Source organism: Streptomyces racemochromogenes, from assembly GCF_044129415.1.
In the GTDB taxonomy this organism is placed as follows: Bacteria; Actinomycetota; Actinomycetes; order Streptomycetales; family Streptomycetaceae; genus Streptomyces; species Streptomyces racemochromogenes_A.
On sequence record NZ_JBBDHD010000107.1, the window covers coordinates 1 to 24343 of the forward strand.

The window sequence follows — 24343 nt, forward strand, 5'->3', positions numbered from 1 at the left end:
CCCCCCCGCCCCCCCCCCCCCCCCCCCCCCCCCCCCCCCCCCCCCCCCCCCCCCCCCCCCCCCCCCCCCCCCCCCCCGTGGGCGGTGTCGGTGTCCGGATGCGCGCGGGCGCGGTCAGCCCGGGATCAGGCCGTCGTCGCTGAGCATGTGCCGGACCTCGTCGATCGTCGCGTCCGGGGCGGGCAGGATCAGCTCGGAGGGCTCCAGGGCGTCGTCGGGCAGCGGCGTCCCCAGCCGCCGCACGGCGTCGAGCAGGGCGCCCAGCGTGCGCCGGAAACCCGCCTCGTCGCCCGACTCCATCTCCGCGAGGAGTGCGTCGTCCAGCGTGTTGAGCTCGGTGAAGTGGCTGTCGGCCACCGTGAGCTGCCCTTCCCCCATGATGCGGACAATCATGACGGGCCCCTGTCCTACTGCTTGTCGAACCGGTGCTGGGTCTGCTGCGGCCGGTCGGTGCCCGGGGCGCCGCCCTCGATGGCCTGCTGCTGCGCCGACGGTCCGCCGGCCAGCTCCGCCTTCATCCGCTGGAGCTCCAGCTCGACGTCGTTGCCGCCGGAGAGGCGGTCGAGCTCGGCCTGGATGTCGTCCTTGGAACCGAGGCCGCTCTGGTCGTCCAGGGCGCCGGAGGCCAGCAGTTCGTCGATCGCGCCGGCGCGGGCCTGGAGCTGGGCGGTCTTGTCCTCGGCCCGCTGGATCGCCAGGCCGACGTCGCTCATCTCCTCGGAGATGCCGGAGAAGGACTCGGCGATCCGGGTCTGGGCCTGGGCGGCCGTGTACGTGGCCTTGATGGTCTCCTTCTTCGTGCGGAAGGCGTCCACCTTGGCCTGGAGGCGCTGGGAGGCCAGCGTCAGCTTCTCCTCCTCGCCCTGGAGCGTCTGGTGCTGCGCCTCCAGGTCGCTGACCTGCTGCTGGAGCGAGGACCGGCGGGACAGGGCCTCGCGGGCCAGGTCCTCACGGCCCAGGGCGAGCGCCTTGCGCCCCTGGTCCTCCAGCTTGGCGGACTGGCTCTGCAGCTGGTTCAGCTGGAGCTCCAGACGCTTGCGGGAGGTCGCCACGTCCGCGACGCCGCGGCGCACCTTCTGCAGCAGCTCCAGCTGCTTCTGGTACGAGTAGTCGAGGGTCTCGCGCGGGTCCTCGGCCCGGTCAAGGGCCTTGTTCGCCTTCGCGCGGAAGATCATCCCCATACGCTTCATGACACCGCTCATGGGCTTCGCGCGCCCCCTTCTAGACGGACTGTGCTCCAGGTCACCGACAGGACCCACAGTACGGGCCCTGCTTCCATTACCGCACTGTTCGGGTACGGATGCGCTCCTCCTCCAGGACGAGTACCCCCGGCGCCGTATCAGGCGTAAGGAGTAGGTGATCCCCGAGGACCTCAGGAGCCTCGTACGGGGAAGACGCCCGCCGTTGCCGGATCGTTCCCCGCCGAGGTGGGCCGCCCGCCCGCGACCACGTAGGGTTGTGTCTGTGTTTGGTAGCCGCTCCTCCAAGGAAGAGAAGGCCGCCGCCACCGAAAAGGTGAGCGCCGACCTCTCGCAGCCCCGTGACCCGCAGGCCCCCAAGGGCCGCCCGACGCCGAAGCGCGCTGTCGCACAGTCGCAGCGCAAGGCCGTCGTGGCCTCGACCGGCAACCGCAAGGAGGACGCCCGCCGGGCCCGCGAGCGCCGCCGGGAGGAGATGGCACGCCAGCGCGAGGCGCTGGCCAACGGCGACGAGCGCTATCTGCCCGCCCGCGACAAGGGCCCCGTCCGCCGGTTCGTCCGCGACTTCGTGGACTCCCGCTTCTCCGTCGCCGAGATGTTCCTGCCGCTGGCCGTGATCATCCTGGTCCTGAGCATGATCCGGGTCCCGTCGATCCAGAACATCGCGCTGCTGCTGTGGCTCGGCGTGATCGTCCTGATCATCCTGGACTCCATCGGCCTGGTCTTCCGGCTGCGCAAGGCGCTCAACGAGCGCTTCACGAACGAACCCCGCCGCGGCGCCATCGCCTACGGCCTGATGCGCACCCTCCAGATGCGCCGGCTGCGTCTGCCCAAGCCGCAGGTCAAGCGCGGGGAACGGCCCTGACCGGAGCGACGCCCGCACCGTCAGGGGCGTCGAAGGGGGAGGGCTTCTCGGGGGGAGCCAGGCTCTGGCTGGAGGGCCTGGGCGGACTGCGCAACGCCGTCCGCCAGGAACTCGTCGGCCGGCAGGTCGAGGAACAGATCACCCAGCGCTTCCCCGTCGGGCAGCGGCTGCGCGTCCTCGACGTCGGCATGGGCCAGGGCACCCAGGCGCTGCGCCTCGCCCGCGCCGGGCACATGGTCACCGGGCTGGAACAGGACGCCGCCATGCTCGCGGTCGCGCATGCCGCGCTGGCCGCCGAGCCGGCCGGGATCCGCGACCGGGTCGAGCTGATCGAGGGCGACGGCCGCGAGACGGGCGCGCACTTCGGGCCGGGCAGCTTCGACGTGGTGCTGTGCCACGGCGTACTGATGTACGTCTCCGAGCCGGACGCCATGCTCGCCGGGCTGGCCCGGATGCTGGCGCCGGGCGGACTGCTGTCCCTGCTGGTGCGCAACGGCGACGCCCTCGCGCTGCGGCCGGGGCTGTCCGGGGACTGGTCGGGGGCGCTGGCCGCCTTCGACACCGTCGACTACACGAACCGGCTGGGCCTGGAGGTGCGGGCCGACCGGCTCGCCGACCTGACGGCCACCCTGTCCGGCATCGGCGCCCCACTGCACACCTGGTACGGGGTGCGCGTCTTCACCGACGGCACCGAAGCCGCCGCGGAGCTCCCGCCGGAGGAGGAGCTGGAGCGGCTGCTCGCCGCCGAGGAACGGGCGGGACGCACCGACCCCTACCGGTCGGTGGCCGCCCTGCTGCACCTGTGCGGGGTGCGGGGCTAGCCCCCCCCCACCCCCGGGGCGGGCGGGGCGGGGTGCGCCGCCGCGCGGAGCCGGTCCCCGTCCCGCCCTTCCTCCGTCCGCGCCTCGATCCGCCGGCGCGGCGGGTTCCGTCAGGCCTCCGCTGCCGCGCTGAGGCTCATCTTGTAGATCTCCGTCGCGTCCTCGAACAGGGTCACCCGTTCCGCGCCGCCGTCCAGGAGCTCCTTCCAGACCTCGCCGATCCAGGACTCCGCGTCCCCCTGGGTGGTGAACTCCTCCGGTTCCACCGCCGGGCTGGTCTCGCTGCCGTCGGCCGCCTCGAACCGCCACGTCCACGCCATGTCCGCCTCCGTTGCTCGTCCGCTACTCGCCTTGAGTGTGCCCGCAGCGTAACCGGGCGCGCACCAGTACCGGCGAAGCGAGAGGATCTCCGTGTGGAACTCACTCTCCTCGGCACCGGTACCCCCGAAGGACTGCCCCGCCCCGGCTGTCCCTGCGCCGTCTGCGCGGTCTCCGTCGGCACCAGGGCGCGCGCCGCGACCTCCGTCCTCGTCGACGGCGCGCTGCTGCTCGACCTCACCCCCGGGGCGGTGCTCGCCGGGGCCCGCGCCGGGCACTCGCTGGGCGGCGTGCGGCAGGTGCTGCTGACCCACCCGCACGACGGGCCCGCCGTCGAGCTGCCGCCCGGGCTGCCCGCCGCCGGGCGGGTCCCCGACGGGCGGGAGCTCGCCGTGATCAGCGGGCACCGGGTGCGGGCCGTACCGATGGACGCGCCCGGCACCGGGTACGAGGTCACCGGCCCGGACGGGGCCCGGCTGCTGTACCTGCCGCCCGGCGGGGCACCGGCCGGCACCGAGGGCGTGCCCGCGCCCCGCCCGTACGACGTGGTCCTGGCCGACGTGCTCGGCCGGCCTGAGGCGCTGGCCCGGCTCCGGTCGACCGGCGCCGTCGGCCCCGCCACCGACGTGATCGCCGTCCACCTCGACCACGACACCCCGCCCGGCCCGGAGCTGGAGCGCCGCTGCGCCGCCGCCGGAGCCCGCGTCCTGCCCGACGGTACGACGGTGACGGCCGGCGAATACCACGCCGTACCGGACGTGCCCCGCCGCACCCTGGTGCTGGGCGGGGCCCGCTCCGGCAAGTCCGTCGAGGCCGAACGGCGCCTGGAGGCCTTCCCCGAGGTGACGTACGTCGCCACCGGCGGCACCCGCGACGGCGACGCGGAGTGGGCCCAGCGCGTCGGCCTCCACCGCGAGCGGCGGCCCGCGCACTGGCGCACGGCCGAGACCTGCGACCTGGTCCCGCTGCTGGAACTGCCCGGCGCGCCCCTGCTGATCGACTGCCTCGCGCTGTGGCTCACCGACGCCATGGACCGGGCCGGGGCCTGGGACGACGCCGTATGGGCGGGCGGCGGGCGGGAACAGCTGCGGATCCGCACCGGCGAACTGGTGGCGGCGGTCCGCGCGACCCGCCGGACGGTGGTGCTGGTGAGCAATGAGGTGGGCTCCGGGGTGGTGCCCGCGACCGCCGCCGGCCGGCGGTTCCGCGACGAGCTGGGCCGGCTCAACAGCGCGGTCGCCGGGGAGTGCGAGCACGTCCTGCTCGTGGTCGCCGGGCAGGCCCTCGTCCTCAAGGAACAGCCGTCGTGACGGATCCACAACCGGCCCCCGGAGCAGGGCCCGGGCGGCTGTAATCTCTGGCAGATGACCACGCTGAATCTCGACGACTTCTCCGATCTGATCGAACGCCCCGACGGGGGCGTCCGACGTGACGCCGAGGAGCGTCGTGGGCGCCTCGCCGTGCCGCCCGGCGCCCTGGGCCGGCTCGACGAGCTCGCCGAATGGCTGGCCGCCGCCCAGGGCCGGGTACCGGTCAAGCCCATCGAGCGGCCGCGGGTCGTCCTGTTCGCCGCCGACCACGGCATCGCCGCCGGCGGCGTCTCCGGCCGGCCCGCGGGCAGCGCCCACGAACTGGTGCGCGGGGTGCTCGACGGCACCAGCCCGGTCGCGATCCTCGCCGAGCGCTTCGGCGCGGGCGTCCGCGTCGTCGACGCGGGCCTGGACTGCGACCCCGCACTGCTGCCCGAGGACGTGGTCCGCCACCGCGTACGGCGCGGCAGCGGACGCATCGACGTCGAGGACGCCCTCACCGCCGAGGAGGCCGAGGCCGCGCTCAGGCTCGGCATCCGGATCGCCGACGAGGAGGCCGACTCCGGTACCGACCTCGTCGTCCTCGGCGACATCAGCGTGGGCGGCACCACCGTCGCGGCCACCCTGGTCGCGGCACTGTGCGGCACCGACGCCTCCGTGGTCACCGGCCGCGGCGGCCTGCCGATCGACGACCTGGCCTGGATGCGCAAGTGCGCCGCCATCCGCGACTCGCTGCGCCGCGCCCGCCCGGTGCTCGGCGACCAGACGGCGCTGCTGGCGGCGGTCGGCGGCGCCGACGTCGCCGCCATCACCGGCTTCCTGCTCCAGAGCGCGGTCCGCCGTACGCCCGTCATCCTCGACGGGGTCGTCTCGGCCGCCTGCGGGCTCGTCGCCCAGCGGGCCGCCTTCCGCGCCCCGGACTGGTGGCTGGCCGGGCAGGGCAGCGGGGAGCCGGGCCAGGCCAAGGCCCTGGACCGGATGGCACTCAACCCGGTCCTCGACCACGGCGTCACAGTGGGAGAGGGAACCGGTGCCCTGCTGGCGCTCCCCCTGGTCCAGGCGGCCGCCGCGCTCGCGGCGGAACTGCCCGTCAAGGCCCCTCCCGGCGGCAGCGGGGAGAGGGCGGCCGGAGAGCCGCCGGCGGACCGGAAGACGGACTGAAAGTACCGGGCACCACGGGCCTGACCAGTCCGCAGTGCCCGTACGGCCTGCGGACCGGTGACGCCCATATCATCGCGTTTCATGGGAGAGGTCCGCTTGACCAGCGTAGAAACCGACCGGAACAGCCTCGATCAGGCTTCCGGCAAGGGTTCCAACAACAAGAAGGAGAAGGAGCAGGCAGGAGAGGCCGCCGCCAAGCCGGAGACCCGCAGGGGAAGTCCGCGCTCGCGGCGCAGCGCCGCCTTCGCCGTCTGGTACCTCCGTGCCGTCACCTTCGTCAACTTCCTCAGCGCGGTGTGGCTTTCGCTCGGGCAGGACCTGCGCCGGCACAACACCGCCGACTTCTACACGCCCTACCTGCTGACGGCCGGCTTCGCCTCCGGCCTGTTCTCGCTGCTGCTCGCGGTCACCATGGGCCGCCGCAAGCGGGCCGCCTGGATCCTGAACCTGGTGGTCAGCGGCATGCTGCTGCTCGCGTTCGCGGTCGCCGCCTTCGCCCCCTGCACCGGCGGCGAGTTCAGCCTGTGCTACCCGGAGTTCCGCGACCACGCCCAGAACTGGGTCTCGCTCGCCCTCACCGCCGCCTTCGTCGGCGCCCTGCTGGTGGGCCGCCACGAGTTCTACGCCAAGGGCGACCGCTCCAACCCCAAGCTGGCCACCGCCGTCGCCGCCGTCGGCCTGCTGCTGACCTCGCTGGTCGCCGCCCTCCTCGTCGGCGCCACCAACACCGACCCGGACCGGGCCGACGCCACGTTCCTGGCCCGCTGGCGCTACGGCGTGATGCGGCTGATCACCCTCGCCCCCGACGACAAGGCGTACAACGCGATCACCACCCCCGCCTGGGTGGACGTGTTCATCAACGTCATGTCCATGCTGCTGCTGCTCGCCGTGCTGTTCGCGGCCTTCCGCTCGCGCCGCGCCGTCGACCCGATCACCCCCGAGGACGAGGAGCGGCTGCGCGCGCTGCTCGCCAGGCAGGGCGACCGCGACTCCCTCGGCTACTTCGCGCTGCGCCGCGAGAAGTCCGTCATCTGGTCCCCCACCGGCAAGGCCGCCGTCACCTACCGGGTCGTGGGCGGCGTCTCCCTCGCCTCCGGCGACCCCATCGGCGACCCCGAGGCCTGGCCCGGCGCCATCGAGCCCTGGCTGGCCGAGGCCCGCGAGCACGGCTGGGTACCGGCCGTGATGGGCGCCTCCGAGGAAGCCGGACAGATCTACGCCCGGCACGGGCTGGACGCCCTGGAGCTCGGTGACGAGGCCATCGTCGAGACCGACGAGTTCACGCTGGAGGGCCGCGCCATGCGCACCGTCCGGCAGGCCTACAACCGCGTCAAGCGCGCCGGCTACACCGTCCGCATCCGCCGCCACGCCGACATCCCCGCCGACGAGATGGCCGTCCTGCTCCAGCGCGCCGACGACTGGCGCGACGGCGCCACCGAACGCGGCTTCTCCATGGCCCTGGGGCGCCTCGGCGACCCCGCCGACGGCCAGTGCGTGATGCTGGAGTGCACCGACGGCAACGGCGACCTGCGCGCCGTGCTGTCCTTCGTGCCGTGGGGCCCCAAGGGCCTGTCGCTGGACCTGATGCGCCGTGACCGGGACTCCGAGAACGGCCTGATGGAGTTCATGGTCATCGAACTCCTGGAACGCTCGAAGGAGATCGGCGTCACACAGGTCTCACTGAACTTCGCGATGTTCCGTTCCGTCTTCGAGCGGGGGTCCAAGCTCGGCGCGGGACCGGTGCTGCGCATGTGGCGGTCGCTGCTGAGCTTCTTCTCCCGCTGGTGGCAGATCGAGTCCCTCTACCGGGCCAACGCCAAATACCGTCCGATCTGGGAGCCGCGGTTCATGCTCTTCGAGAAGAGTTCCGACCTGCTGCGCATCGGCATCGCGGCGGGCCGGGCCGAGGGCTTCCTGGAGGCGCCCGGCCTGCCGAAGTGGCTGCACCGCAGACATCTGGAGACGATTCGTTGACGTCGTGGACGACGGCCTCACCGCGGCGGTTCGCCCGCCGCGAGTGGGGCCCCCTGTTCTGGACCCTCAGGGCCGCACTCGTCCGCGACAAGTGGCGGGCCGTCCCGATGACCATCGGCGCGGTCTGTCTCACCTCGGTCTTCCAGATCGTGCAGAACACGCACTGGGGCTTCCAGCCCGTCCAGAACCTCGGGTCCGTCAAGGCCGTCGACCCCCTGTGGCTCGCGCTGCTGCGCACGCCGCTGTCCCTCTTCGTCCCCGCCCTCGACCTGCCGGTGTGGGGGGCGCTCGCGCAGATCCTGCTCGTCTTCGGGATCGCCGAGATCTGCATCGGCTGGTGGCGCACCCTCCTGATCGGCTACGTCGCCACCCTCGCCGGGACCACCTTCGCCCGCATCGGGCTCTCCCTGGGGCCCGACCACCCCTTCGGCCTGCCGGTGACCGACCGCGTCGTCAACGACACCGGCCCGTCGGCGGCGGTGGTGGGCCTGGCCATCTACGTGTGCTGGCGCTACCGGGCCTACGTCACCGGCGCCCTGGTGATCCTCGTGATGATCGGGGAGGTGCTGGTCAAGGACAACCTCGCCGGCAAGGAACACCTCGCGGCCATCGCCGCCGTCATGGTGGTGTGCGTGGTGCGCGCCAAGTGGGGCCCGCCCCGCTCACGCGCCCCCCTGGGCCGCCGCACCCCGCCACCGCCACGGCCCGGGCCGCCACGGCCACGGCCCCGGCCCGGCCGGCCCCGCTCCCGCGGCGGCGCCTGAGGGCCCCGGGTGCGTGAGCCCGTACCGTATCCGGGTGACGACCACAGACCTCGGTCCCGGGCCCTTCCCCACCGGTCGGCAGTGGATGCGGGCCCATCCGCTCGCCACCGACGCCGTTCTGGCGGTCGGGGCGCTGGTCGCCATGCTCCTCGGGTCCTTCGTCGACCCGCACGGCCCGCTCGGCCCCTCCTTCCGCACGCGCGCCCCCGAACCCGTCTCCCTGCTGCTGATGCTGCTCGCCGCGGCCGCCCTCGTCTTCCGGCGCCGCAGCCCCCGCACCGTCCTCGCCGTCACCTGCGGGCTCACCCTGGTCGAGCTGGCGACCGGCGAGCCCCGGGCGCCCGTCGCCATGAGCGCGGTGATCGCCCTCTACACCGTCGCCGCCCGCACCGACCGGCCCACCACCTGGCGCACCGGACTGCTGACGATGGCGGGCCTGACCGGGGTGGCCATGCTGGCGGGGCCGCTGCCCTGGTACGCGCAGGAGAACATCGGCATCTTCGCCTGGACGGGGATGGCGGCGGCCGCCGGCGACGCCGTCCGCAGCCGCCGGGCCTTCGTCGACGCCATCCGGGAACGGGCCGAGCGCGCCGAGCGGACCCGCGAGGAGGAGGCGCGGCGGCGGGTCGCCGAGGAGCGGCTGCGCATCGCCCGCGACCTGCACGATGTGGTCGCCCACCACATCGCCCTGGTCAACGTGCAGGCGGGGGTGGCGGCGCACGTCATGGACAGGCGGCCCGACCAGGCCAAGGAGGCCCTGGCCCACGTACGGGACGCCAGCCGCTCCGCCCTGAACGAGCTCCGGGCGACGGTCGGCCTGCTCCGCCAGTCCGGCGACCCGGAGGCGCCGACGGAGCCTGCGCCGGGACTGGCCGTGCTGGACGAGCTCCTCGACACCTTCCGGCACGCGGGCCTGCCGGTGGAGGCCACCGTCCAGCTGGGAACGGGGGCGGCCCCGGACCCGCTGCCGGCGGCGGTGGACCTGGCGGCGTACCGGGTGATCCAGGAGGCCCTGACCAACGTGCGCAAACACGCGGGCCCGGGGGCCCAGGCGCAGGTCAGCGTGGTCCGGGCGGGCGCCTCGGTGGAGGTGACCGTCCTGGACGACGGCGGCGACTCGGCCGACTCCGCCCCCGCCCCGGGCGACCCGGGCGGCGGCCACGGCCTCCTGGGCATGCGCGAACGCACCACGGCCCTGGGCGGCACCTGCTTCACGGGCCCCCGGTACGGGGGCGGATACCGGGTCCACGCCATCCTGCCGGTGTGAGGGGGCGGAGCGGGCGGAGTCACCGCTCCGCCCCGGCGTACGGGGGGCGCCTCGCGGCCCGGGCCCGCCATCTCCCCCGCGAGGGGCCGGGGGCTGGTCGGTGTCTGCCCACCCGCCTCCCCGTCTGCGGGACGGTGGGTGGGGGCGGGGTCCTGCCAGGCGGTAGTGAACCTTCGGCCGGTACCGGGGAGGGCGGGGCCTGAGCGGGTCGGTCTCAGGGAGGGTTGGGGCTTTCCCGTCAGTCTCATCGTCCTTCCGCGTCGGGCCGGTCAGTCAAGAGCGCTCCTTCGTCGCGTCGCTTCGCGATGGCCTCCGGCCACTCTTGACAGCCCGTCCCGCCACGGAAAAACGAAGACTGCCGGGAAACCCCAAAGAAACGGGACGGATGTAAGGAGGGCATGCGGCTCCCTCAGCGACGAGCCGAGGAGTCGGGGGCCGCCTCGCCGGGCATCCGGGCCGCCCTAGACAGCAATCGGGACCGACGTACGCGTCAGATCGCTACGCGCTCCTCCCGTCTCGGCGTCCGGCGGCCGTCTTGGGCCGCTACCCGCACGAAATGCCGATCAGAGGGGCATCCGGGGCCGGTGGGCGCACCAGATCGCTACGCGCTCCTCCCGTCTCGGCGTCCGGCGGCCGTCCGGGGCTGGTACCCGCACGAAATGCCGATCAGAGGGGCATCCGGGGCCGGTAGGCGCACCAGATCGCTACGCGCTCCTCCCGTCTCGGCGTCCGGCGGCCGTCCGGGGCTGGTACCCGCGTCGCATGGGCGGAATGTAGCGGCACGGATCAGGCGAGGCTGTCCGTGCGTTCGGCCAGAGCTCTGAGTTCGTCCGAGGCCGAACGGCCTGCGGCCAAAGCCAGGTCTCTGACGGCTGCCCGGGATGCCGCGTGGGTGCGGATCATCTCGGGTGCGAGGGCTTCGGCGCGCAGGAGGCAGTCCAGGGCGTCCGCGTGCTGGCGGCGTTGGACGTGTGCCCGGCCGATGTCCATCAGCAGTCGTGCTTGCCGCTCAGGTGACAGCCCCTCGGCTCGGAGGCCCTTCGCAATGTCGAGGGCCTCGCCCGCGTCGCCGAGGTCGACGGCGGTGGAGATGGCGTGGATCTCCACGTTCGTGGGGCCGAATTCGAGGTTGAAGTCGTTGCGGTCCTCGGCCAGTCGTCGGCCGATGTCCCGGGCCGCGTCGATCTGCTGCCGTGCGGATGCCCTCTCGCCGGCGCGGGCGTGTACGAGTGCGAGCGTCAGGTGAAGGGAGCCGAGGACGGAAAGGTGCTCGGGGGTGGGCTCGTTGGTCTCGATGTAGCGGCGGAGCACGTTGACTGCCGTGGCGGCGGCGTGCTCGGCCTGGTCGAGGTGCTTGAGACGGACGAAGGCGTGGCACAGGCGGTAGATGCCGGCGAACACACCGATCGGATCTCCCGCCAGTTCGGCCTCGCGGATCGCCCGGTCGGCCGCGACCCATGCCGCGTCCGCTTCGTTCTGGCGGACGAAGGCCGCCGCGAGGGCTTGGTACGTCCTGGCCAGCAGGGCGTGTATGTCGCGCTGTTGCTCGGGCGCCGCCGTGCGGGCGGCGAGTTCCAGCCTCGGGACCAGCGGGCCGATCGCGGCGCTCAGTTCGGCGAACTGAGAGTGGTGCGCGAGTTCCCAGATGCTGTCCACTGCCGCGCTGAGGCCGGGAAGTGCGTCGGGCTGGAAGGTCGTGCTCGGGTTGAGGAGCGCGTCGAGTGCGGGGTGGCCGGAGAGGACCAGACGGGCCTGGTCGAGGTCGTTCGTCTGCGGATCTGTCATCGCTCCGGCCTCCGCCGGAGGAGGAGCGTCGGGTTGGAGGACCTGGAGCGGCACGCCGAGGCCGTCAGCGAGAAGGCGCAGCACGTCCAGGCGGTTCACCGGCTGGATGCCCCGTTCGACCTGGGACAGCCAGCTCGCGGTACGCCCGATGGCCGCCGCGAGTTCCCCCTGTGTCATGCCCTTCTGCTTGCGCAGATCGGCCACTCGTGCGCCGAAGGCGCGCCGCTCCTCGGAACTCACAGGCCTGTTGCCACCTTCCCGCTGACCGCGTCGAGGAACGTGACCTCGACACTGGCAAGGTACTGCTCCCGCTCGGCGAGGAAGTACTTGGTGTGCGGCTGCGCCTCGTGCGCATCGAACGCGGCACGGTCCGCGTACAGCTCGTAGAAGACACGGACCAGCGGCTCGCCCTGCGGCACGTGGACGACGTAGGTCAGCGTCCCCGGCTCACTTCTCTTGATGCCCTCCAGGGTCGTCGCACACAGCTCGTCGAACGCCCTCGCGGCTTCCTGGTCGTGCAGCGCGAAGCGCACGACCAGGCCGAATCCCTCGCTCACATGTGCTCCTTTCGAGTCGCGGACAGTCTCGCAAATACGCAGCACTCCTGCGAGTAGCAGATTTTCTGGACTCACAGAAACTCTGCGAGTAATCTCGTAGTCACCCTGCTACCCAGGGTGACCGAGTGGTTGCTCCGCTGTGCAAAGGAGACGTGTTCATGCATGAGGTCCCCATTGATCCCGGCCCCGACATCAGGCACGACGACGAGGCCTCACCTCGGGTGGCAGCCGCCGCCGTGTCCACGACCTCGCGTCCGGCACCGAGGGCGAACTGATGGCCGTCATCAACGAGGACGTCTCCGACTGCCCCACCTACGAGCGCTGGATGGAACTCGCCTACATCCGGGGCGCATCCGGCCGAGAGTTCACCACCGCCGTCGCAAACGTCGTCCCGCCTACGACCAGCCCCAGCCGACTCCCAGACGCCGAGACAGTGGCAGCGCGTAGCGATCTGACGCGCCCACGACCTCCGCATGCCACTCTGTTCGTCATTCGGTGCGGGTACCAGCCCAAGACGGCCGTCGGACGCCGAAATGGGAGAAGCGCGTAGCGATTTGTGGCGCCCACCGGCCCGAGATGACGAATCCGTCGTCCTCCGGCGACCGCAGCAACCCCAGGCGGCCACCGGACGCTGAGACGGGAGGAGCGCGTAGCGATCTGATGCGTGGGGTGGCGCCGATTGACGGTGACGGGGGCCGGAAGGCTGGTCTGCCGTGTCCCGACGACCCCGAAGGGTCGCTGACACGGCCGTATGTCCGTCTCCGGACCGTCCCGTTCCTTTGGGGGGTTCCCGGCAGTCTTCGGCTTTTCGTGGCGGGTCGGTCTGTCAAGGGTGGCCGGAGGCCATCGCGAAGCGACGCGACGAAGGAGCGCCCTTGACAGGGCGGCCCGACGCGGAAGGACGATGAGACTGACGGGAACCCCCCAACCCTCCCTGAGGGAGCTGAGTAATGTCCCGCCCTCCCCCGGCGCCGGCCGGCAGTTCGGTAACCGCAAGGCGGGGGAACGGTGTTCAGCAGGGCTTTCGCCAGGGGCCCAGTTCGTATTTCTTCTCCATCGAGCTCAGTTTCAGTTTCTTCGAGCGGTCGCAGAACTCGTCCGTCGAGCGTTCGTACTCCACGTGGAAGACCGCCTTGTCCGCCTTGATGAAGGGGGTCAGGCTGTCGCATTCGCCGTACTCGGCGCACTGTTCGTTGACCGCGAAGTCGAAGTCGCCGACCAGCTGCGGGATCTGGTCCAGGTCGTTCTTCAGGCCGGCCGCCATGCCCCGGTCGTGGGCCAGGCGGGCGATCAGGCGGTTGTAGGCCAGCTGGTCCGAGGCCGTGAGGGGGAAGCCCGTCTTGTTCTTGTATCCGTCCATGTTGTCCGGTTCGACCGCGTCGAAGCCCTTGTCCCGGCACATGTCGAAGCGCTTGGCCATCAGGGGTTCCAGGACGGACGCCTGGCGGATGTCCAGCCAGCGTTCGCCCTTCCAGCCGTTCCCCTCCCCCAGCAGGGACTTCGGGAAGGCGTCGGCGTCGGGGCGGAAGTCCTCCCAGGCGCCCGTGGAGATGTAGCAGATGGTCCTCCGGCCGGCCCGCTTCAGATCCGCGACCTGTTCCTTCGTCGTGTTGAACCCGTCCACGTCGTACACCGGCACCTTCACCGACGTGTCCAGCTTCCCGCTCAGCTGCCACTGCCAGGCCGTCCCCGGCCGGGGCTGCCAGCGGCCCCCCGGCGCCTGGGAGGTCTCCGGGGCCGGGGCTTCCCCGTCGTCGCCGTCGTCCGGGCCCGCGGTGCAGGCGGCGGTGAGCAGGAGCAGGCCGGTGACCGCCAGCGCGGTGTGACGCTTCATCCGGTGGCCTCCAGGGCGTGCGGCAGTGTCCCCCACGGGTGGGCGCCGGTGCCTGGGACGGCGCAGTGGACCCCCGCGTGCCGTTCGGCGGCCAGTCGGGCCGTCGGGGCGTTCGGCGGGGCAGCGTACACCAGGTGGCAGAAGCGGTCGGCGGGGTGGTCGGCGGTCCACGGGGGCGGGGCGGCGGTGCCGTCGCGGTACGCGTCCCAGGGGCCTTCGAAGGTGACGAGGAGGTCGGCGAGGGCGGCGTAGCCGGGGTGCGGGTGGACGCCGTGGTTGAGGACGAGCGTACGGGCCCCTGCCGCGCGGGCCGCGACGGCGAGCCGGCCGTAGTGCGGCAGGAGTTCGGGGCCGGGGGCGGCCTGGTCGAGGAAGGCGCCGTCGGCCCGGTACCAGTCGCGGTGGCGCAGCAGGTCCTGGACGACGTCCGCGTGGGGCCGGCGTCCGTAGTCGGTGTCGGTGTAGCCGAGGACGGGCACGCCGGCCTCCCGCAGCCGGGCGGCGACGGCGGCGAACCGCTCGTCGGGGGCGGTGCCCGGCCCGCTGGCGGGGTTGAGGACGACCGAGTGCAGCCGGCCGGCGCAGGCGATGAGCCGTTCCCACGCCTCGGGCCGGTCGGCGGGATGCTCGTAGAGCGGTACCAGGAGCACGGGGGCCTCCTCGGGGTACGGGGTCATCGGTGGGCCGTCGCACGGCCGAGGAGCAGGCAGACGAGGACGGCCAGGACCCCCGCCGCGGCGCCGGCGACCGCCAGCTGGACCAGCCGGGGCTGACCGGCGCCGGCCAGGAGGGCCAGGCTCTGGGCGGCGGCCGCGGCGGCGCAGACCGCGGCCGCGGGGCGGACGGCGCCGAAGGACTGGAGGAGCAGCCCGGTCCACATGACGGCGCCGAGCAGCAGCAGGGTGGCGACGCGGTCCCAGGTGAGGCCGGGGGCCTGCGGCCACAGCAGGGTTCCGGTGGTGCCGAGCAGGAGCAGCACCGTCAGGTAGACGGCGAGGCAGCGGGCGAGGGTGGTGAGCATCCGGCGGCGGAACGCCCGGGGTGAGCGGGCCGCGCGGAGCCCGGCCAGGCTGCCGCTGCGGAAGCGGTGCAGCAGCCATTCGGCGGGGCCCATGCTGAGGGTGAGGGCGACCGCCGAGGGGGCGGCGACGGCTTCGGCGGGGCCGCCGGTGAGGACCTCCCCCAGGGCGGCGTACAGCACCAGCAGGCCGGTCCCGAGGCCGAACACCCCGTAGGGCACCGAGTCCCCGATGCGGGGCCCGCGCCGGCCGTGTTCCTCCTCGGCCCCGCGCAGCATCCGCCAGCGGACGGTGCCGCCCCCGCCGCCCGGGTGGGGCTTCGTCCGGACGGGGGCACCTCCCAGCGGCAGCCGGGGGAGGATCCTGCGCACCGCGGCCCGTACCCCCTCGGCGAGCGGCAGCTCCCGCAGGGCCAGGGAGCAGGCGGCGGTGAGGGAGACCAGCAGCAGGGCCACCCGCAGCGGCACGGGAGGGTCGGTGAACAGCGCGAGGACCGATCCGGCGGCCATCGGGCCGAGCGCGGCGAGCAGGAGCCGTTCGCGCCGCAGGACGAGCAGGACCGTGGCGGCGCCCACGTACAGGGCCTGCCCGGCGGCGAAGGCGTAGCTGAACCGGGGCCCGCCCGGGACGGCGAACGCGGCGGCGGTGCCGAGGAGGGCGCCGACGGGGGCGCCGACGAGGAGGGTGCGTCCGGCGGCGGCGCGGTCGCCGAGGCCGAGCCAGGTGTAGGCGCGGTGGGAGAGGGTCTGGTCCCAGACCCAGCCGATGAGGGCGCCGGCGAGCAGGGTGAGGGTGCCGGCGGGGAGTCCGAGCCGGTCGGGCGGGCCTTCGAGGAGGGGTTCGCCCAGGAGGTAGGCGAGGCCGGGGAGGGCGAAGATCAGCCCGCGCAGGAGGCAGGCGGTGAGGGAGACCTTCCAGGGGTCGGGGAGGGCGTCGGGTTCGGGGAAGGAGCGGGGGACGCGGGCGTAGAGCTCCTCGGCGAGGGTGAAGGAGTCGTCGCGGCCGTAGGTGAGGCGGATGTGCTCGTCGGTCATGCCGTCGGATTCGAGGACGGCGGCGATCTCGTCGGGGTGGACGGCCGCGGCGACGAACGCGCCGAAGCGTCCGGCGAGTTCGTCCAAGGGGTCGGCGCCGGAGTCCCGGGGCCCGTGGCCGGGCCCGGGGAGGACGGGCAGGGTGTCGGTGGCGCCGGGGCTCGGGCGGCGGGCGGAGGCCGCGTGGGCGATGTGCACCCAGGGGCCTTCGGGGCCGGGGGGCTTGAGCCAGAGGGATCCGCTCACCACAGGCTCCCGTCGGCCGCGAGTTCCCGGTACCAGGGGTCGGTGAGGCGCTGGGGCCACTGGCCGCCGGGGTGGACGGGCAGGACGGGCTGCCCCGCGAGTTCCCGGTAGATGTGGCGGAAGCCGTCCACGGACTGGTGGAGGGTGAACTTGTCGACGACCCGTTTGCGGGCCATGCGGCCGAGTTCGGCACGGCGTTCGTCGTCGCGCAGCAGGGCGAGGGTGGCGCGGGCCATGGTCTCGGGTTCGCGGGGCGGGACGACGAGGCCGGTGTCGGCGACGGCTTCGCGGACGCCGCCGACGTCGGTGGAGACGGTGGTGCGTCCGCAGGACATGGCTTCGATGATGCTGAAGGGGAAGCCTTCGCTGATGCTGGAGAGCATGACCACGCTGCCGGCGGCGTAGGCCTTGGCGACCTCGGTGATCCGGCCCTCCCAGGCGACGCCGTCGGCGACGCCGAGTTCGGCGGCGAGCTTCTCCAGGCGGAGCTTGTACTCCTCGCAGCCCGCCGGGACGGGGCCGAAGAGGCGCAGGCGCAGGGCCGGGAGTTCCCGCCGCATGAACGCGTAGGCGCGCAGGAGGGTTTCGAGGTCCTTGATGGGGTCGATGCGGCCGCACCAGCTGAGGGTGGGCACCTCGGGTTCGGGGCCGGCCTCGGGGAAGGCGTGCGGGTCGACGCCGTTGTAGACGGTGCGGATCCGCTCGGAGTGGGCGCCTCCGCGTTCCTCCCAGCGGCGGTTGTACTGGTTGCAGGGGGTGATGAGGTCGGCTCGGCGGTAGCCCTCGGAGTTCAGCTCCCGGTAGAAGCCGAGCATCAGGGCCTTGACGGGCCAGCGCTGGGCGGCGGTGCGGTAGCCGAGGTAGCGCTCGCGCAGGTAGATGCCGTGTTCGGTGAGGAGGAAGGGGACCCCGTCGAGGTGTTTGGCGGCGAGGGCGGGGAGGGTGGCCAGGCCGCTGCTGACGGCGTGGGCCACGCTGTCGGGCGGGATCCGCACGGCGAGCGGGCGCAGGGCGTGTTCCAGCAGGTCGGTGGCGGTGAGGGCGTCGTGGACGGTGGGGTCGGCGGCGGCGGTGGCCAGGCCGGGGCGGGTCCAGACGTCCATCAGCAGGCGCAGGACGGGTTCGGAGCGCAGGGCCGGGGCGAGCCGGCCGGCGCGGGCGAGGCGGGCGAGTTCCGCCAGGGCCTCGGAGAATCCCCCCGCCGCCGCTGGGAGGTGCCCCCTGCCGTGCTCGGGGGTCCCCCCGGCGGTGGCCGGGGGAGGCTGGATCAGGGAGAGCAGGAAGGTTTCGTAGACCTCGGTGAAGCGCCGGTGGGCCTTGCCGCGGAGGGTGGTGCGCCGGGCCTTGGAGGGCGGCGGGCCCCACAGCGGGACGGAGGTGTGCCGGTAGACGTTGCGCGGCAGCTCCCAGGTGACGGGCTCGCGTCCGGAGCCGGTCAGGGCTATGACGTTGAAGTCGACTTCCGGCATTCCGCGTACCAGTTGGTCGCACCAGGTGCTGACGCCGCCGTGGACGTGCGGGTAGGTGCCTTCGGTGAGCATGGTGACATGACGCCCATGGCTCATGTGCTGAGTCCCCCCAGGACTGAAAAGGGGCCGGCGCCCGTGGTGGGCGGACGCCGGCGCTGGGTACTGCCGGGTGGTGCGGGTGTCAGCGGGGCGCCGGGTCCCGCGGTCGGGGCGGGTCGGCGCTCTCGGGTCAGGGCAGGTGGAGGGTGACCGCGGACTGGAGCAGTTCGGGGCCCGTCCAGGTGGAGCGGGTGCCGGCGTAGGCGGTGCCGAAGTCCGCGGTGCCGAGCAGGAGCTGCTTCTTGGTGCCGTTGGGCGCGGTGACCGGGGCGAGGACGCCGGAGGGGGCCTTGACGGTGATGTCCTTGCCGATGCGGTAGGCGGTGACCTGGCCTGCGGCGATGGCCTTGTTCCAGGTGGCGCGGCGCTGGAGCTCGACGCCGGTGGCCTTCATGCTCTGGTTGACGATGGGCGCGCTGGGTGCGTAGAGGGAGCGGTAGGTGTCGAGGACCTGGTTGAGGACGGGGTAGAGGGTGCGGTCCTCGGCGAGGTTGGACTGGTGGACGTAGTGCGGCTTGGGGTCGTTGTTCAGGACGTGGCGCATGGCGGTGCGGGCCTCGGCGGGGACGATGTAGTCCAGGTAGCCGGTGGCGGCGTCCAGCGGGGCCGGCAGGCAGGTGGAGGTCGCGGGGTTGTCCTCGCAGAGGCCGCTGCCTCCGTCGGCGCGGCTGGTGTAGATCCAGTTGTACTCGTCGGCCATCTCCGCGTTGGTGCCCGTGTTGTAGAAGACGTTCATCGGGTAGCGGGGGACGGTCAGGGCGGCGCCGACCGCCCGCTGGTCGGGTTCGCGGGAGTTGTCGCTGCCGGCCCACTTGACCCCGTTGTCGGCGAGGGCGCCGGCCAGGTTGGGGTTGTCCTCGGGCTGCTGCGGGAGGGTCTTGAGACCGGAGTGCTCGCCGGTGACGAGCTCGGAGCGGTCGGTGGTGAGGCCCTTGGAGACGGCCCAGTTGTAGTTGTCGCGGATCTGCGCGGAGATGTCCGCGCGGCTCATCCAGAGGGTCTGGCCCTGGGCGTCCTTGGTGCAGGTCCAGGGGCTGACGCTGACGTCCTGGGTGCAGCCGAGGAAGAGGTGGGTGTAGGTGTGGTTCATCCAGCGGTACTTGGCCTTGTCGGCCAGGAGCTGGGTGGTGAGGGCGTCGGTGCCGCCGTTCTCGGTCTTCCACTCCTCGCCGGCGCCCGCGTTGAAGAGCAGGTCCAGCTTGAAGTCCTTCGAGGTCTGCCACTGCGCCAGGTACTGGGCGTCGGCGGCGGTCATGCGGATCGTCGACTCCTTGCCCTCGCCGCCGGCGCAGGCGTAGTCGCCGGGGGTGCAGTTGAGGCTCTTGTCCCAGCGGGCGTCGGGGGCGAAGACGTCGTCGACGTGGACGGCGAAGTAGTTGCGCTCCTGGCCGAGGTGGACGCCCTGGGTCAGCCACTCGACGATGCCGCGGGCCAGCAGCCGGAACTGCTGCTGGTACTGGTTGTAGCCGAAGGTGACGACGAGTTCGCTGCGCCCGTCGTGGGCGTACTCGCCGACCAGCGAGCCCCGTCCGGAGCCGACGGGGGCGTCCACGTAGCTGGTGTAGCCGGCCATCGGCTTGGCGATGAACCCGTAGCTCTCCGGAATCAGGGAGGAGTTGTCCTCGAAGGCCACTTGACCGCCGAGGTAGCCGAAGGGGCCCGCCTTGCCGGCGGCGGTGACGGCGGCCTGCGTGCCGTCGAGCGTGCCGGCGTAGCCGCCGTTGTCGGTGTACTCCAGGCCGACCTCGGGGTGGGCCCAGGTGTAGGCGTCCACCTGGCGGATCCCGTACGCCGTCTCGTACGCGGTGAGCGCGGCCATCTCGGCGGAGCCGGTGCCGAAGGGGTTCTCGTTCGGCAGGACCACGCCCTGGTACTTGGCGCGCGGCCGGCCGCTGACGGTGTCGCTGAGGAAGGCGGCGTCGATCACCGGGCGGCCGGCGCTGCCCAGGTCGATCCGCGTGAACGGGACTCCGGTGTCGCGGAGTTCGGCGGTGATCGCCCCGATCGAGCTGCCGCCGTCGTCGACGACGAGCACCTTCAGGTCGATCCGCGGGGCCACGGTCGCCGCGTGGGCGGTCGTGGCGGGTACTGCGACCGACATCAGCGCCGCTACGCCCATGGCTGCCGCGGCCCTGTTCATCCGGTTCTTGTTGACCATTTCGGCCTTTCCCCCCGCAGGCGTCCCTCGGCGCGGCCCGTGGCGGAAGGCCGGGCCGGGGAGGCTCTGTGGAAATCATGCAAAAGGACCCCGCGTCCCCTTGCGGAAGCGGCTCGATCCTCTCGGACCTCGTCAGGTCTCAGCGGGAAACCTGGAGCAGAGTCCACGGATGGGTGAACCTGACGGCCCGGCCGTCGAACACCTTGACAAACCTTCGAGTGACGTACGGATCACGCTCTGCGCGTAGGCTCGTTTCCGGCGGCCGTCGGGCCCGAATACGATCGCTGCGGAGCGGCCGGCGACCCCGACGCGACAGAAGCGCCCATATAACACAAACGGAAGCGAGACTTCACCACCGTGACTGCTCTGACTCTCAGCACTGCCGGCGCGGCGACGCTGCGCGCCGACGCCCTCGTGGTCGGCGTGGCGAAGGGCCCGAAGGGGCTCGTCGTGGCCGCCGGCGCGGAGGCCGTGGACACGGCGTTCGACGGAAAGCTCGCCGCCGTGCTCGACGCGCTCGGCGCCTCCGGCGCCGAAGGCGAAATCACGAAGCTGCCCTCGCCGGCCGGGCTCAAGGCCCCGGTCGTGCTGGCGGTCGGCCTGGGCTCCGCGCCCGAGCAGGACCAGTCCTTCGACGAGGAGGCCCTGCGCCGCGCCGCCGGCTCCGCCGCCCGCGCCCTGCACGGCTCCAAGAAGGCCGCCTTCGCCCTCCCCCTGGAGGACGCCTCCGCCGTCACCGCCGTGGCCGAGGGCGCGCTGCTGGGCGCCTACGCCTTCACCTCCTACCAGGGCGGCGAGAAGAAGAACGGCAAGGCCGAGAAGAACGGCGGCCCCAAGCTGCCGCTGGCCGAGGTGGCCCTGCTCGGCGCCAAGCCGCGCGACAAGGAGCACAAGGCGGCCGCCGAGCGCGCCACCGTCGTCGCCGCCGAGGTCAACGTCGCCCGCGACCTGATCAACACCCCGCCGAACGACCTCACCCCCGCCGCCTTCGCCGCCATCGCCGCGGCGACCGCCAAGGAGCTCGGCCTCAAGGCCCAGGTCCTGGACGAGAAGGCGCTGGTCAAGGGCGGCTACGGCGGCATCATGGGCGTCGGCAAGGGCTCCGAGAACCCGCCGCGCCTCGTCAAGATCGCCTACACCCATCCCGAGGCGGAGAAGCACCTCGCCTTCGTCGGCAAGGGCATCACCTACGACTCGGGCGGCATCTCCCTGAAGCCGGCCGGCCACAACGAGACGATGAAGTGCGACATGTCGGGTGCCGCCGCCGTGTTCTCCTCGGTCGTCGCCGCCGCCAAGCTGGGCCTGAAGGTCAACGTCACCGGCTGGCTCGCCCTCGCCGAGAACATGCCGTCCGGCTCCGCCACCCGCCCCGGTGACGTCCTGCGCATGTACAGCGGCAAGACCGTCGAGGTCCTGAACACGGACGCCGAGGGCCGCCTGGTCCTGGGCGACGCCCTGACCAAGGCCTCCGAGGAGAACCCGGACGCGATCGTCGACGTGGCGACCCTGACCGGCGCCATGGTGCTGGCGCTGGGCGACCGCACCTTCGGCATCATGGCCAACGACGACGCCTTCCGCACCTCGATCCACGAGATCGCCGAGGAGGTCGGCGAGTCCTCCTGGCCGATGCCGCTCCCCGAGGACCTGCGCAAGACCATGGACTCCCCGACGGCCGACATCGCCAACATGGGCGTCCGGATGGGCGGCGGCCTGGTGGCCGGCCTCTTCCTCCAGGAGTTCGTCGGCGAGGGCATCACCTGGGCCCACCTCGACATCGCGGGCCCCGCCTTCCACGAGGGCGCCCCGTACGGCTACACGCCGAAGGGCGGCACCGGCTCCGCCGTCCGCACCCTGGTGCGCCTCGCCGAGCGCACCGCCACCGGCGACCTGGGCTGACCCGCCCCCTGCGCCGCCCGCCGCGGGGCGCGTCCCACCTGGTGGGACGCCCCCCGCGGCACGCGCCGCGCCCCGGGGCCGCGACGTCGGGCCCGGGGCGTGTTCGCTCTGGAAGAAATCTTGAGGATCGGTAGGTTTCTACGCCCGGGTAACCCGGACTTCGGGCAGAACGACGGTGCACACCCGGGGCCCGGCGTCCCGCGTTCCCCCGACAAATGCGAAGATGGGTTCTCGGCAGGACAGGGCCCCCACCACAGGGCCGAAGAAACAAGCGGCCGATTACCAGCCGCCGCCCGGTCACAGAGGACCGGTGCCCGGCGCACATGCATGGAGGACGTGACGTGGCGAACGACGCCAGCACCGTTTTCGACCTAGTGATCCTCGGCGGTGGCAGTGGCGGCTACGCCGCGGCACTCCGCGCATCGCAGCTGGGTCTCGACGTTGCGCTGATCGAGAAGAACAAGCTCGGCGGCACCTGCCTGCACAACGGCTGCATCCCCACGAAGGCTCTGCTGCACGCCGGTGAGGTCGCGGACCAGGCGCGCGAAGCCGGACAGTTCGGTGTCAAGGCCTCCTTCGAGGGCATCGACATCGCCGGTGTGCACAAGTACAAGGACGAGGTCATCGCCGGCCTGTACAAGGGTCTGCAGGGCCTGGTCGCCTCCCGCAAGGTGACCTACATCGAGGGTGAGGGCCGCCTGTCCTCCCCGACGTCCGTCGACGTCAACGGCCAGCGCATCCAGGGCCGCCACGTCCTGCTGGCGACCGGCTCCGTGCCGAAGTCCCTGCCCGGCCTGGACATCGACGGCAACCGCATCATCTCCTCGGACCACGCGCTGGTCCTGGACCGCGTGCCCCAGTCCGCGATCATCCTCGGCGGCGGCGTCATCGGCGTCGAGTTCGCCTCGGCGTGGAAGTCCTTCGGCACCGACGTCACCGTCATCGAGGGCCTCAAGCACCTCGTCCCGGTCGAGGACGAGAACAGCTCCAAGATCCTTGAGCGCGCCTTCCGCAAGCGCGGCATCAAGTTCAACCTCGGCACCTTCTTCCAGAAGGCCGAGTACACCGAGTCCGGCGTCCGCGTGACCCTCGCCGACGGCAAGACCTTCGAGGCCGAGGTGCTGCTGGTGGCCATCGGCCGCGGCCCGGTCTCGCAGGGCCTCGGCTACGAGGAGCAGGGCGTCGCGATGGACCGCGGATACGTCCTGGTCGACGAGTACATGCGCACCAACGTGCCGACCATCTCGGCCGTCGGTGACCTCGTCCCGACCCTCCAGCTCGCGCACGTCGGCTTCGCCGAGGGCATCCTGGTGGCGGAGCGCCTGGCCGGTCTGAAGACCGTTCCGATCGACTACGACGGCGTTCCGCGCGTCACGTACTGCCACCCCGAGGTCGCCTCCGTCGGCATCACCGAGGCCAAGGCCAAGGAGATCTACGGCGCGGACAAGGTCGTGGCCCTGAAGTACAACCTGGCGGGCAACGGCAAGAGCAAGATCCTGAAGACCGCGGGCGAGATCAAGCTCGTCCAGGTCAAGGACGGTGCCGTGGTCGGCGTCCACATGGTCGGTGACCGGATGGGCGAGCAGGTCGGCGAAGCCCAGCTGATCTACAACTGGGAAGCCCTGCCGGCCGAGGTCGCGCAGCTCATCCACGCGCACCCGACCCAGAACGAGGCGCTCGGCGAGGCCCACCTGGCCCTGGCCGGCAAGCCCCTTCACGCACACGACTAATCCACAGTCACGGGCGCGACGACCACTTCCGCACTTTCGTTAGGAGCAACAGAAACCATGCCGGTTTCCGTAACCCTTCCGGCGCTCGGTGAGAGCGTCACCGAGGGCACTGTCACCCGTTGGCTGAAGGCCGAGGGCGAGCGCGTCGAGGCCGACGAGCCGCTGCTCGAAGTCTCGACCGACAAGGTCGACACCGAGATCCCCTCCCCCGTCTCGGGCATCCTCGCGTCCATCAAGGTCGCCGAGGACGAGACGGTCGAGGTCGGTGCCGAGCTCGCGATCATCGACGACGGCTCGGGCGCCGCTGCCCCGGCCGCCGCTCCGGCCGCCGAGCCCGCCGCCGCCCCGGCGCCGGTCGCCGAGGCCCCGGCCCCCGGTGCAAGCACCGGCTCCACTGGAGCGGCTGCCGCCGCGCCCTCTGCTGCGGCCGAGACCCCGGCCGCCCCGGCCCCCGCCGCCGCTGCCGCTCCGGCCGCGTCCGGCACCGATGTCGTGCTCCCCGCGCTGGGCGAGTCCGTCACCGAGGGCACCGTCACCCGCTGGCTGAAGGAGGTCGGCGAGTCGGTCGAGGCCGACGAGCCGCTGCTGGAGGTCTCCACGGACAAGGTCGACACCGAGATCCCGGCGCCGGTTTCCGGCACCCTGCTGGAGATCCTGGTCGGCGAGGACGAGACCGCCGAGGTCGGCGCCCGTCTGGCCGTCATCGGTGTCGCGGGCGCCGCCCCGGCCGCCGCCCCGGCTCCCGCCGCCGCCGCTCCGGCACCGGCCGCACGTACGGCGCCCCCGTCCGCCTGGCCAGGTGCGACAGCGTCACGAAGTACGGCCGCAGCCGCTCCC

At 72.6% G+C, this 24343-nt stretch carries 20 protein-coding genes and 1 pseudogene; 11 read left to right on the plus strand and 10 right to left on the minus strand.

What is annotated here, in order from left to right; genetic code table 11:
- Positions 1-114 precede the first annotated feature (114 nt).
- Positions 115-393 carry a PspA-associated protein PspAA gene (pspAA, locus tag WDV06_RS28900; protein ID WP_395512743.1) on the minus strand — a complete coding sequence of 93 codons (279 nt, stop codon included), beginning with the start codon at positions 391-393 and terminating at the stop codon, positions 115-117.
- A 14-nt stretch (positions 394-407) separates the two neighbouring features.
- A complete protein-coding gene (locus tag WDV06_RS28905) occupies positions 408-1202 on the minus strand; it encodes a PspA/IM30 family protein (RefSeq protein WP_395512744.1) in 795 nt (264 codons plus the stop codon).
- A 262-nt stretch (positions 1203-1464) separates the two neighbouring features.
- On the opposite strand from WDV06_RS28905, the gene WDV06_RS28910 reads away from it, so the two are divergent.
- Positions 1465-2064, plus strand: coding sequence for a DUF3043 domain-containing protein (locus WDV06_RS28910; RefSeq protein ID WP_395512745.1), 600 nt, complete (start codon positions 1465-1467; stop codon positions 2062-2064).
- 77 nt (positions 2065-2141) lie between these two features.
- Positions 2142-2885 carry a class I SAM-dependent methyltransferase gene (locus WDV06_RS28915; RefSeq protein WP_395512760.1) on the plus strand — a complete coding sequence of 248 codons (744 nt, stop codon included), beginning with the start codon at positions 2142-2144 and terminating at the stop codon, positions 2883-2885.
- A gap of 110 nt (positions 2886-2995) precedes the next feature.
- Here WDV06_RS28915 and WDV06_RS28920 read toward each other — a convergent pair whose 3' ends face one another.
- Positions 2996-3205 carry a hypothetical protein gene (locus tag WDV06_RS28920; protein WP_395512746.1) on the minus strand — a complete coding sequence of 70 codons (210 nt, stop codon included), beginning with the start codon at positions 3203-3205 and terminating at the stop codon, positions 2996-2998.
- Between the two features lie 93 nt (positions 3206-3298).
- Here WDV06_RS28920 and WDV06_RS28925 point away from each other — a divergent pair, with 93 nt between their 5' ends.
- The 5 genes from WDV06_RS28925 to WDV06_RS28945 all read left to right on the plus strand — a co-directional run bounded on the left by WDV06_RS28925 (position 3299) and on the right by WDV06_RS28945 (position 9679).
- Entirely contained in the window at positions 3299-4513 is a 1215-nt protein-coding gene (locus tag WDV06_RS28925; RefSeq protein WP_395512747.1) for a bifunctional adenosylcobinamide kinase/adenosylcobinamide-phosphate guanylyltransferase, read from the plus strand.
- A 54-nt stretch (positions 4514-4567) separates the two neighbouring features.
- Positions 4568-5674 (plus strand): nicotinate-nucleotide--dimethylbenzimidazole phosphoribosyltransferase, encoded by a 1107-nt coding sequence (cobT, locus tag WDV06_RS28930; protein ID WP_395512748.1) that lies wholly within the window; start codon positions 4568-4570, stop codon positions 5672-5674.
- 81 nt (positions 5675-5755) lie between these two features.
- A complete protein-coding gene (locus tag WDV06_RS28935) occupies positions 5756-7648 on the plus strand; it encodes a phosphatidylglycerol lysyltransferase domain-containing protein (RefSeq protein ID WP_395512749.1) in 1893 nt (630 codons plus the stop codon).
- Positions 7645-8412 (plus strand): hypothetical protein, encoded by a 768-nt coding sequence (locus tag WDV06_RS28940; RefSeq protein ID WP_395512750.1) that lies wholly within the window; start codon positions 7645-7647, stop codon positions 8410-8412. Before WDV06_RS28935 ends, WDV06_RS28940 begins: the two co-directional genes overlap by 4 nt.
- A gap of 85 nt (positions 8413-8497) precedes the next feature.
- Positions 8498-9679, plus strand: a complete 1182-nt coding sequence (locus WDV06_RS28945; RefSeq protein ID WP_395512761.1) for a sensor histidine kinase — start codon at positions 8498-8500, stop codon at positions 9677-9679.
- Positions 9680-10465: 786 nt separating this feature from the next.
- Here the strand turns inward: WDV06_RS28945 and WDV06_RS28950 are convergent.
- Both WDV06_RS28950 and WDV06_RS28955 read right to left on the minus strand, forming a co-directional pair.
- Positions 10466-11704 (minus strand): helix-turn-helix domain-containing protein, encoded by a 1239-nt coding sequence (locus WDV06_RS28950; RefSeq protein ID WP_395512751.1) that lies wholly within the window; start codon positions 11702-11704, stop codon positions 10466-10468.
- The gene (locus tag WDV06_RS28955) at positions 11701-12021 is read right to left on the minus strand and encodes a putative quinol monooxygenase (RefSeq protein ID WP_395512752.1); all 321 of its coding nucleotides are present in this window, start codon (positions 12019-12021) and stop codon (positions 11701-11703) included. The genes WDV06_RS28950 and WDV06_RS28955 overlap by 4 nt, the downstream gene beginning before the upstream one ends.
- A gap of 229 nt (positions 12022-12250) precedes the next feature.
- Here WDV06_RS28955 and WDV06_RS28960 point away from each other — a divergent pair.
- Positions 12251-12468 (plus strand): annotated as a pseudogene (locus WDV06_RS28960) (hypothetical protein); the annotation flags it as partial.
- A gap of 565 nt (positions 12469-13033) precedes the next feature.
- Here the strand turns inward: WDV06_RS28960 and WDV06_RS28965 are convergent.
- From WDV06_RS28965 to WDV06_RS28985, 5 genes are all read right to left on the minus strand, one after another.
- Positions 13034-13855 carry an endo alpha-1,4 polygalactosaminidase gene (locus tag WDV06_RS28965; protein ID WP_395512753.1) on the minus strand — a complete coding sequence of 274 codons (822 nt, stop codon included), beginning with the start codon at positions 13853-13855 and terminating at the stop codon, positions 13034-13036.
- Positions 13852-14532 carry a spherulation-specific family 4 protein gene (locus WDV06_RS28970; protein ID WP_395512754.1) on the minus strand — a complete coding sequence of 227 codons (681 nt, stop codon included), beginning with the start codon at positions 14530-14532 and terminating at the stop codon, positions 13852-13854. Before WDV06_RS28970 ends, WDV06_RS28965 begins: the two co-directional genes overlap by 4 nt.
- Entirely contained in the window at positions 14529-16154 is a 1626-nt protein-coding gene (locus WDV06_RS28975; protein WP_395512755.1) for a hypothetical protein, read from the minus strand. Before WDV06_RS28975 ends, WDV06_RS28970 begins: the two co-directional genes overlap by 4 nt.
- On the minus strand, positions 16151-17695 hold the full coding sequence (pelF, locus tag WDV06_RS28980) for a GT4 family glycosyltransferase PelF (protein WP_395512756.1): 1545 nt from the start codon (positions 17693-17695) through the stop codon (positions 16151-16153). The genes WDV06_RS28975 and pelF overlap by 4 nt, the downstream gene beginning before the upstream one ends.
- A 157-nt stretch (positions 17696-17852) precedes the next feature.
- The gene (locus tag WDV06_RS28985; RefSeq protein ID WP_395512757.1) at positions 17853-19880 is read right to left on the minus strand and encodes a hypothetical protein; all 2028 of its coding nucleotides are present in this window, start codon (positions 19878-19880) and stop codon (positions 17853-17855) included.
- A 357-nt stretch (positions 19881-20237) separates the two neighbouring features.
- Between WDV06_RS28985 and WDV06_RS28990 the strand changes: the two genes are divergently transcribed.
- The 3 genes from WDV06_RS28990 to WDV06_RS29000 all read left to right on the plus strand — a co-directional run.
- Positions 20238-21776: a leucyl aminopeptidase gene (locus tag WDV06_RS28990; RefSeq protein ID WP_395512758.1), complete on the plus strand. Its 1539-nt coding sequence runs from the start codon at positions 20238-20240 to the stop codon at positions 21774-21776.
- Between the two features lie 341 nt (positions 21777-22117).
- On the plus strand, positions 22118-23506 hold the full coding sequence (gene lpdA, locus WDV06_RS28995; RefSeq protein ID WP_045950452.1) for a dihydrolipoyl dehydrogenase: 1389 nt from the start codon (positions 22118-22120) through the stop codon (positions 23504-23506).
- Positions 23507-23563: 57 nt separating this feature from the next.
- Positions 23564-24343: biotin/lipoyl-containing protein (locus WDV06_RS29000; RefSeq protein WP_395512759.1), on the plus strand; the 780-nt coding region annotated here is incomplete at its 3' end.

Excerpts from the sequence above, each read along its gene's own strand:
- pspAA (WP_395512743.1), bottom strand. The coding sequence starts at position 393 with ATGATTGTCCGCATCATGGGGGAAGGGCAGCTCACGGTGGCCGACAGC.
- WDV06_RS28905 (WP_395512744.1), bottom strand. The coding sequence starts at position 1,202 with ATGAGCGGTGTCATGAAGCGTATGGGGATGATCTTCCGCGCGAAGGCG.
- WDV06_RS28920 (WP_395512746.1), bottom strand. The coding sequence starts at position 3,205 with ATGGCGTGGACGTGGCGGTTCGAGGCGGCCGACGGCAGCGAGACCAGC.
- cobT (WP_395512748.1), top strand. The coding sequence starts at position 4,568 with ATGACCACGCTGAATCTCGACGACTTCTCCGATCTGATCGAACGCCCC.
- WDV06_RS28935 (WP_395512749.1), top strand. The coding sequence starts at position 5,756 with ATGGGAGAGGTCCGCTTGACCAGCGTAGAAACCGACCGGAACAGCCTC.
- WDV06_RS28945 (WP_395512761.1), top strand. The coding sequence starts at position 8,498 with ATGCGGGCCCATCCGCTCGCCACCGACGCCGTTCTGGCGGTCGGGGCG.
- WDV06_RS28965 (WP_395512753.1), bottom strand. The coding sequence starts at position 13,855 with ATGAAGCGTCACACCGCGCTGGCGGTCACCGGCCTGCTCCTGCTCACC.
- WDV06_RS28970 (WP_395512754.1), bottom strand. The coding sequence starts at position 14,532 with ATGACCCCGTACCCCGAGGAGGCCCCCGTGCTCCTGGTACCGCTCTAC.
- pelF (WP_395512756.1), bottom strand. The coding sequence starts at position 17,695 with ATGCTCACCGAAGGCACCTACCCGCACGTCCACGGCGGCGTCAGCACC.
- WDV06_RS28985 (WP_395512757.1), bottom strand. The coding sequence starts at position 19,880 with ATGGTCAACAAGAACCGGATGAACAGGGCCGCGGCAGCCATGGGCGTA.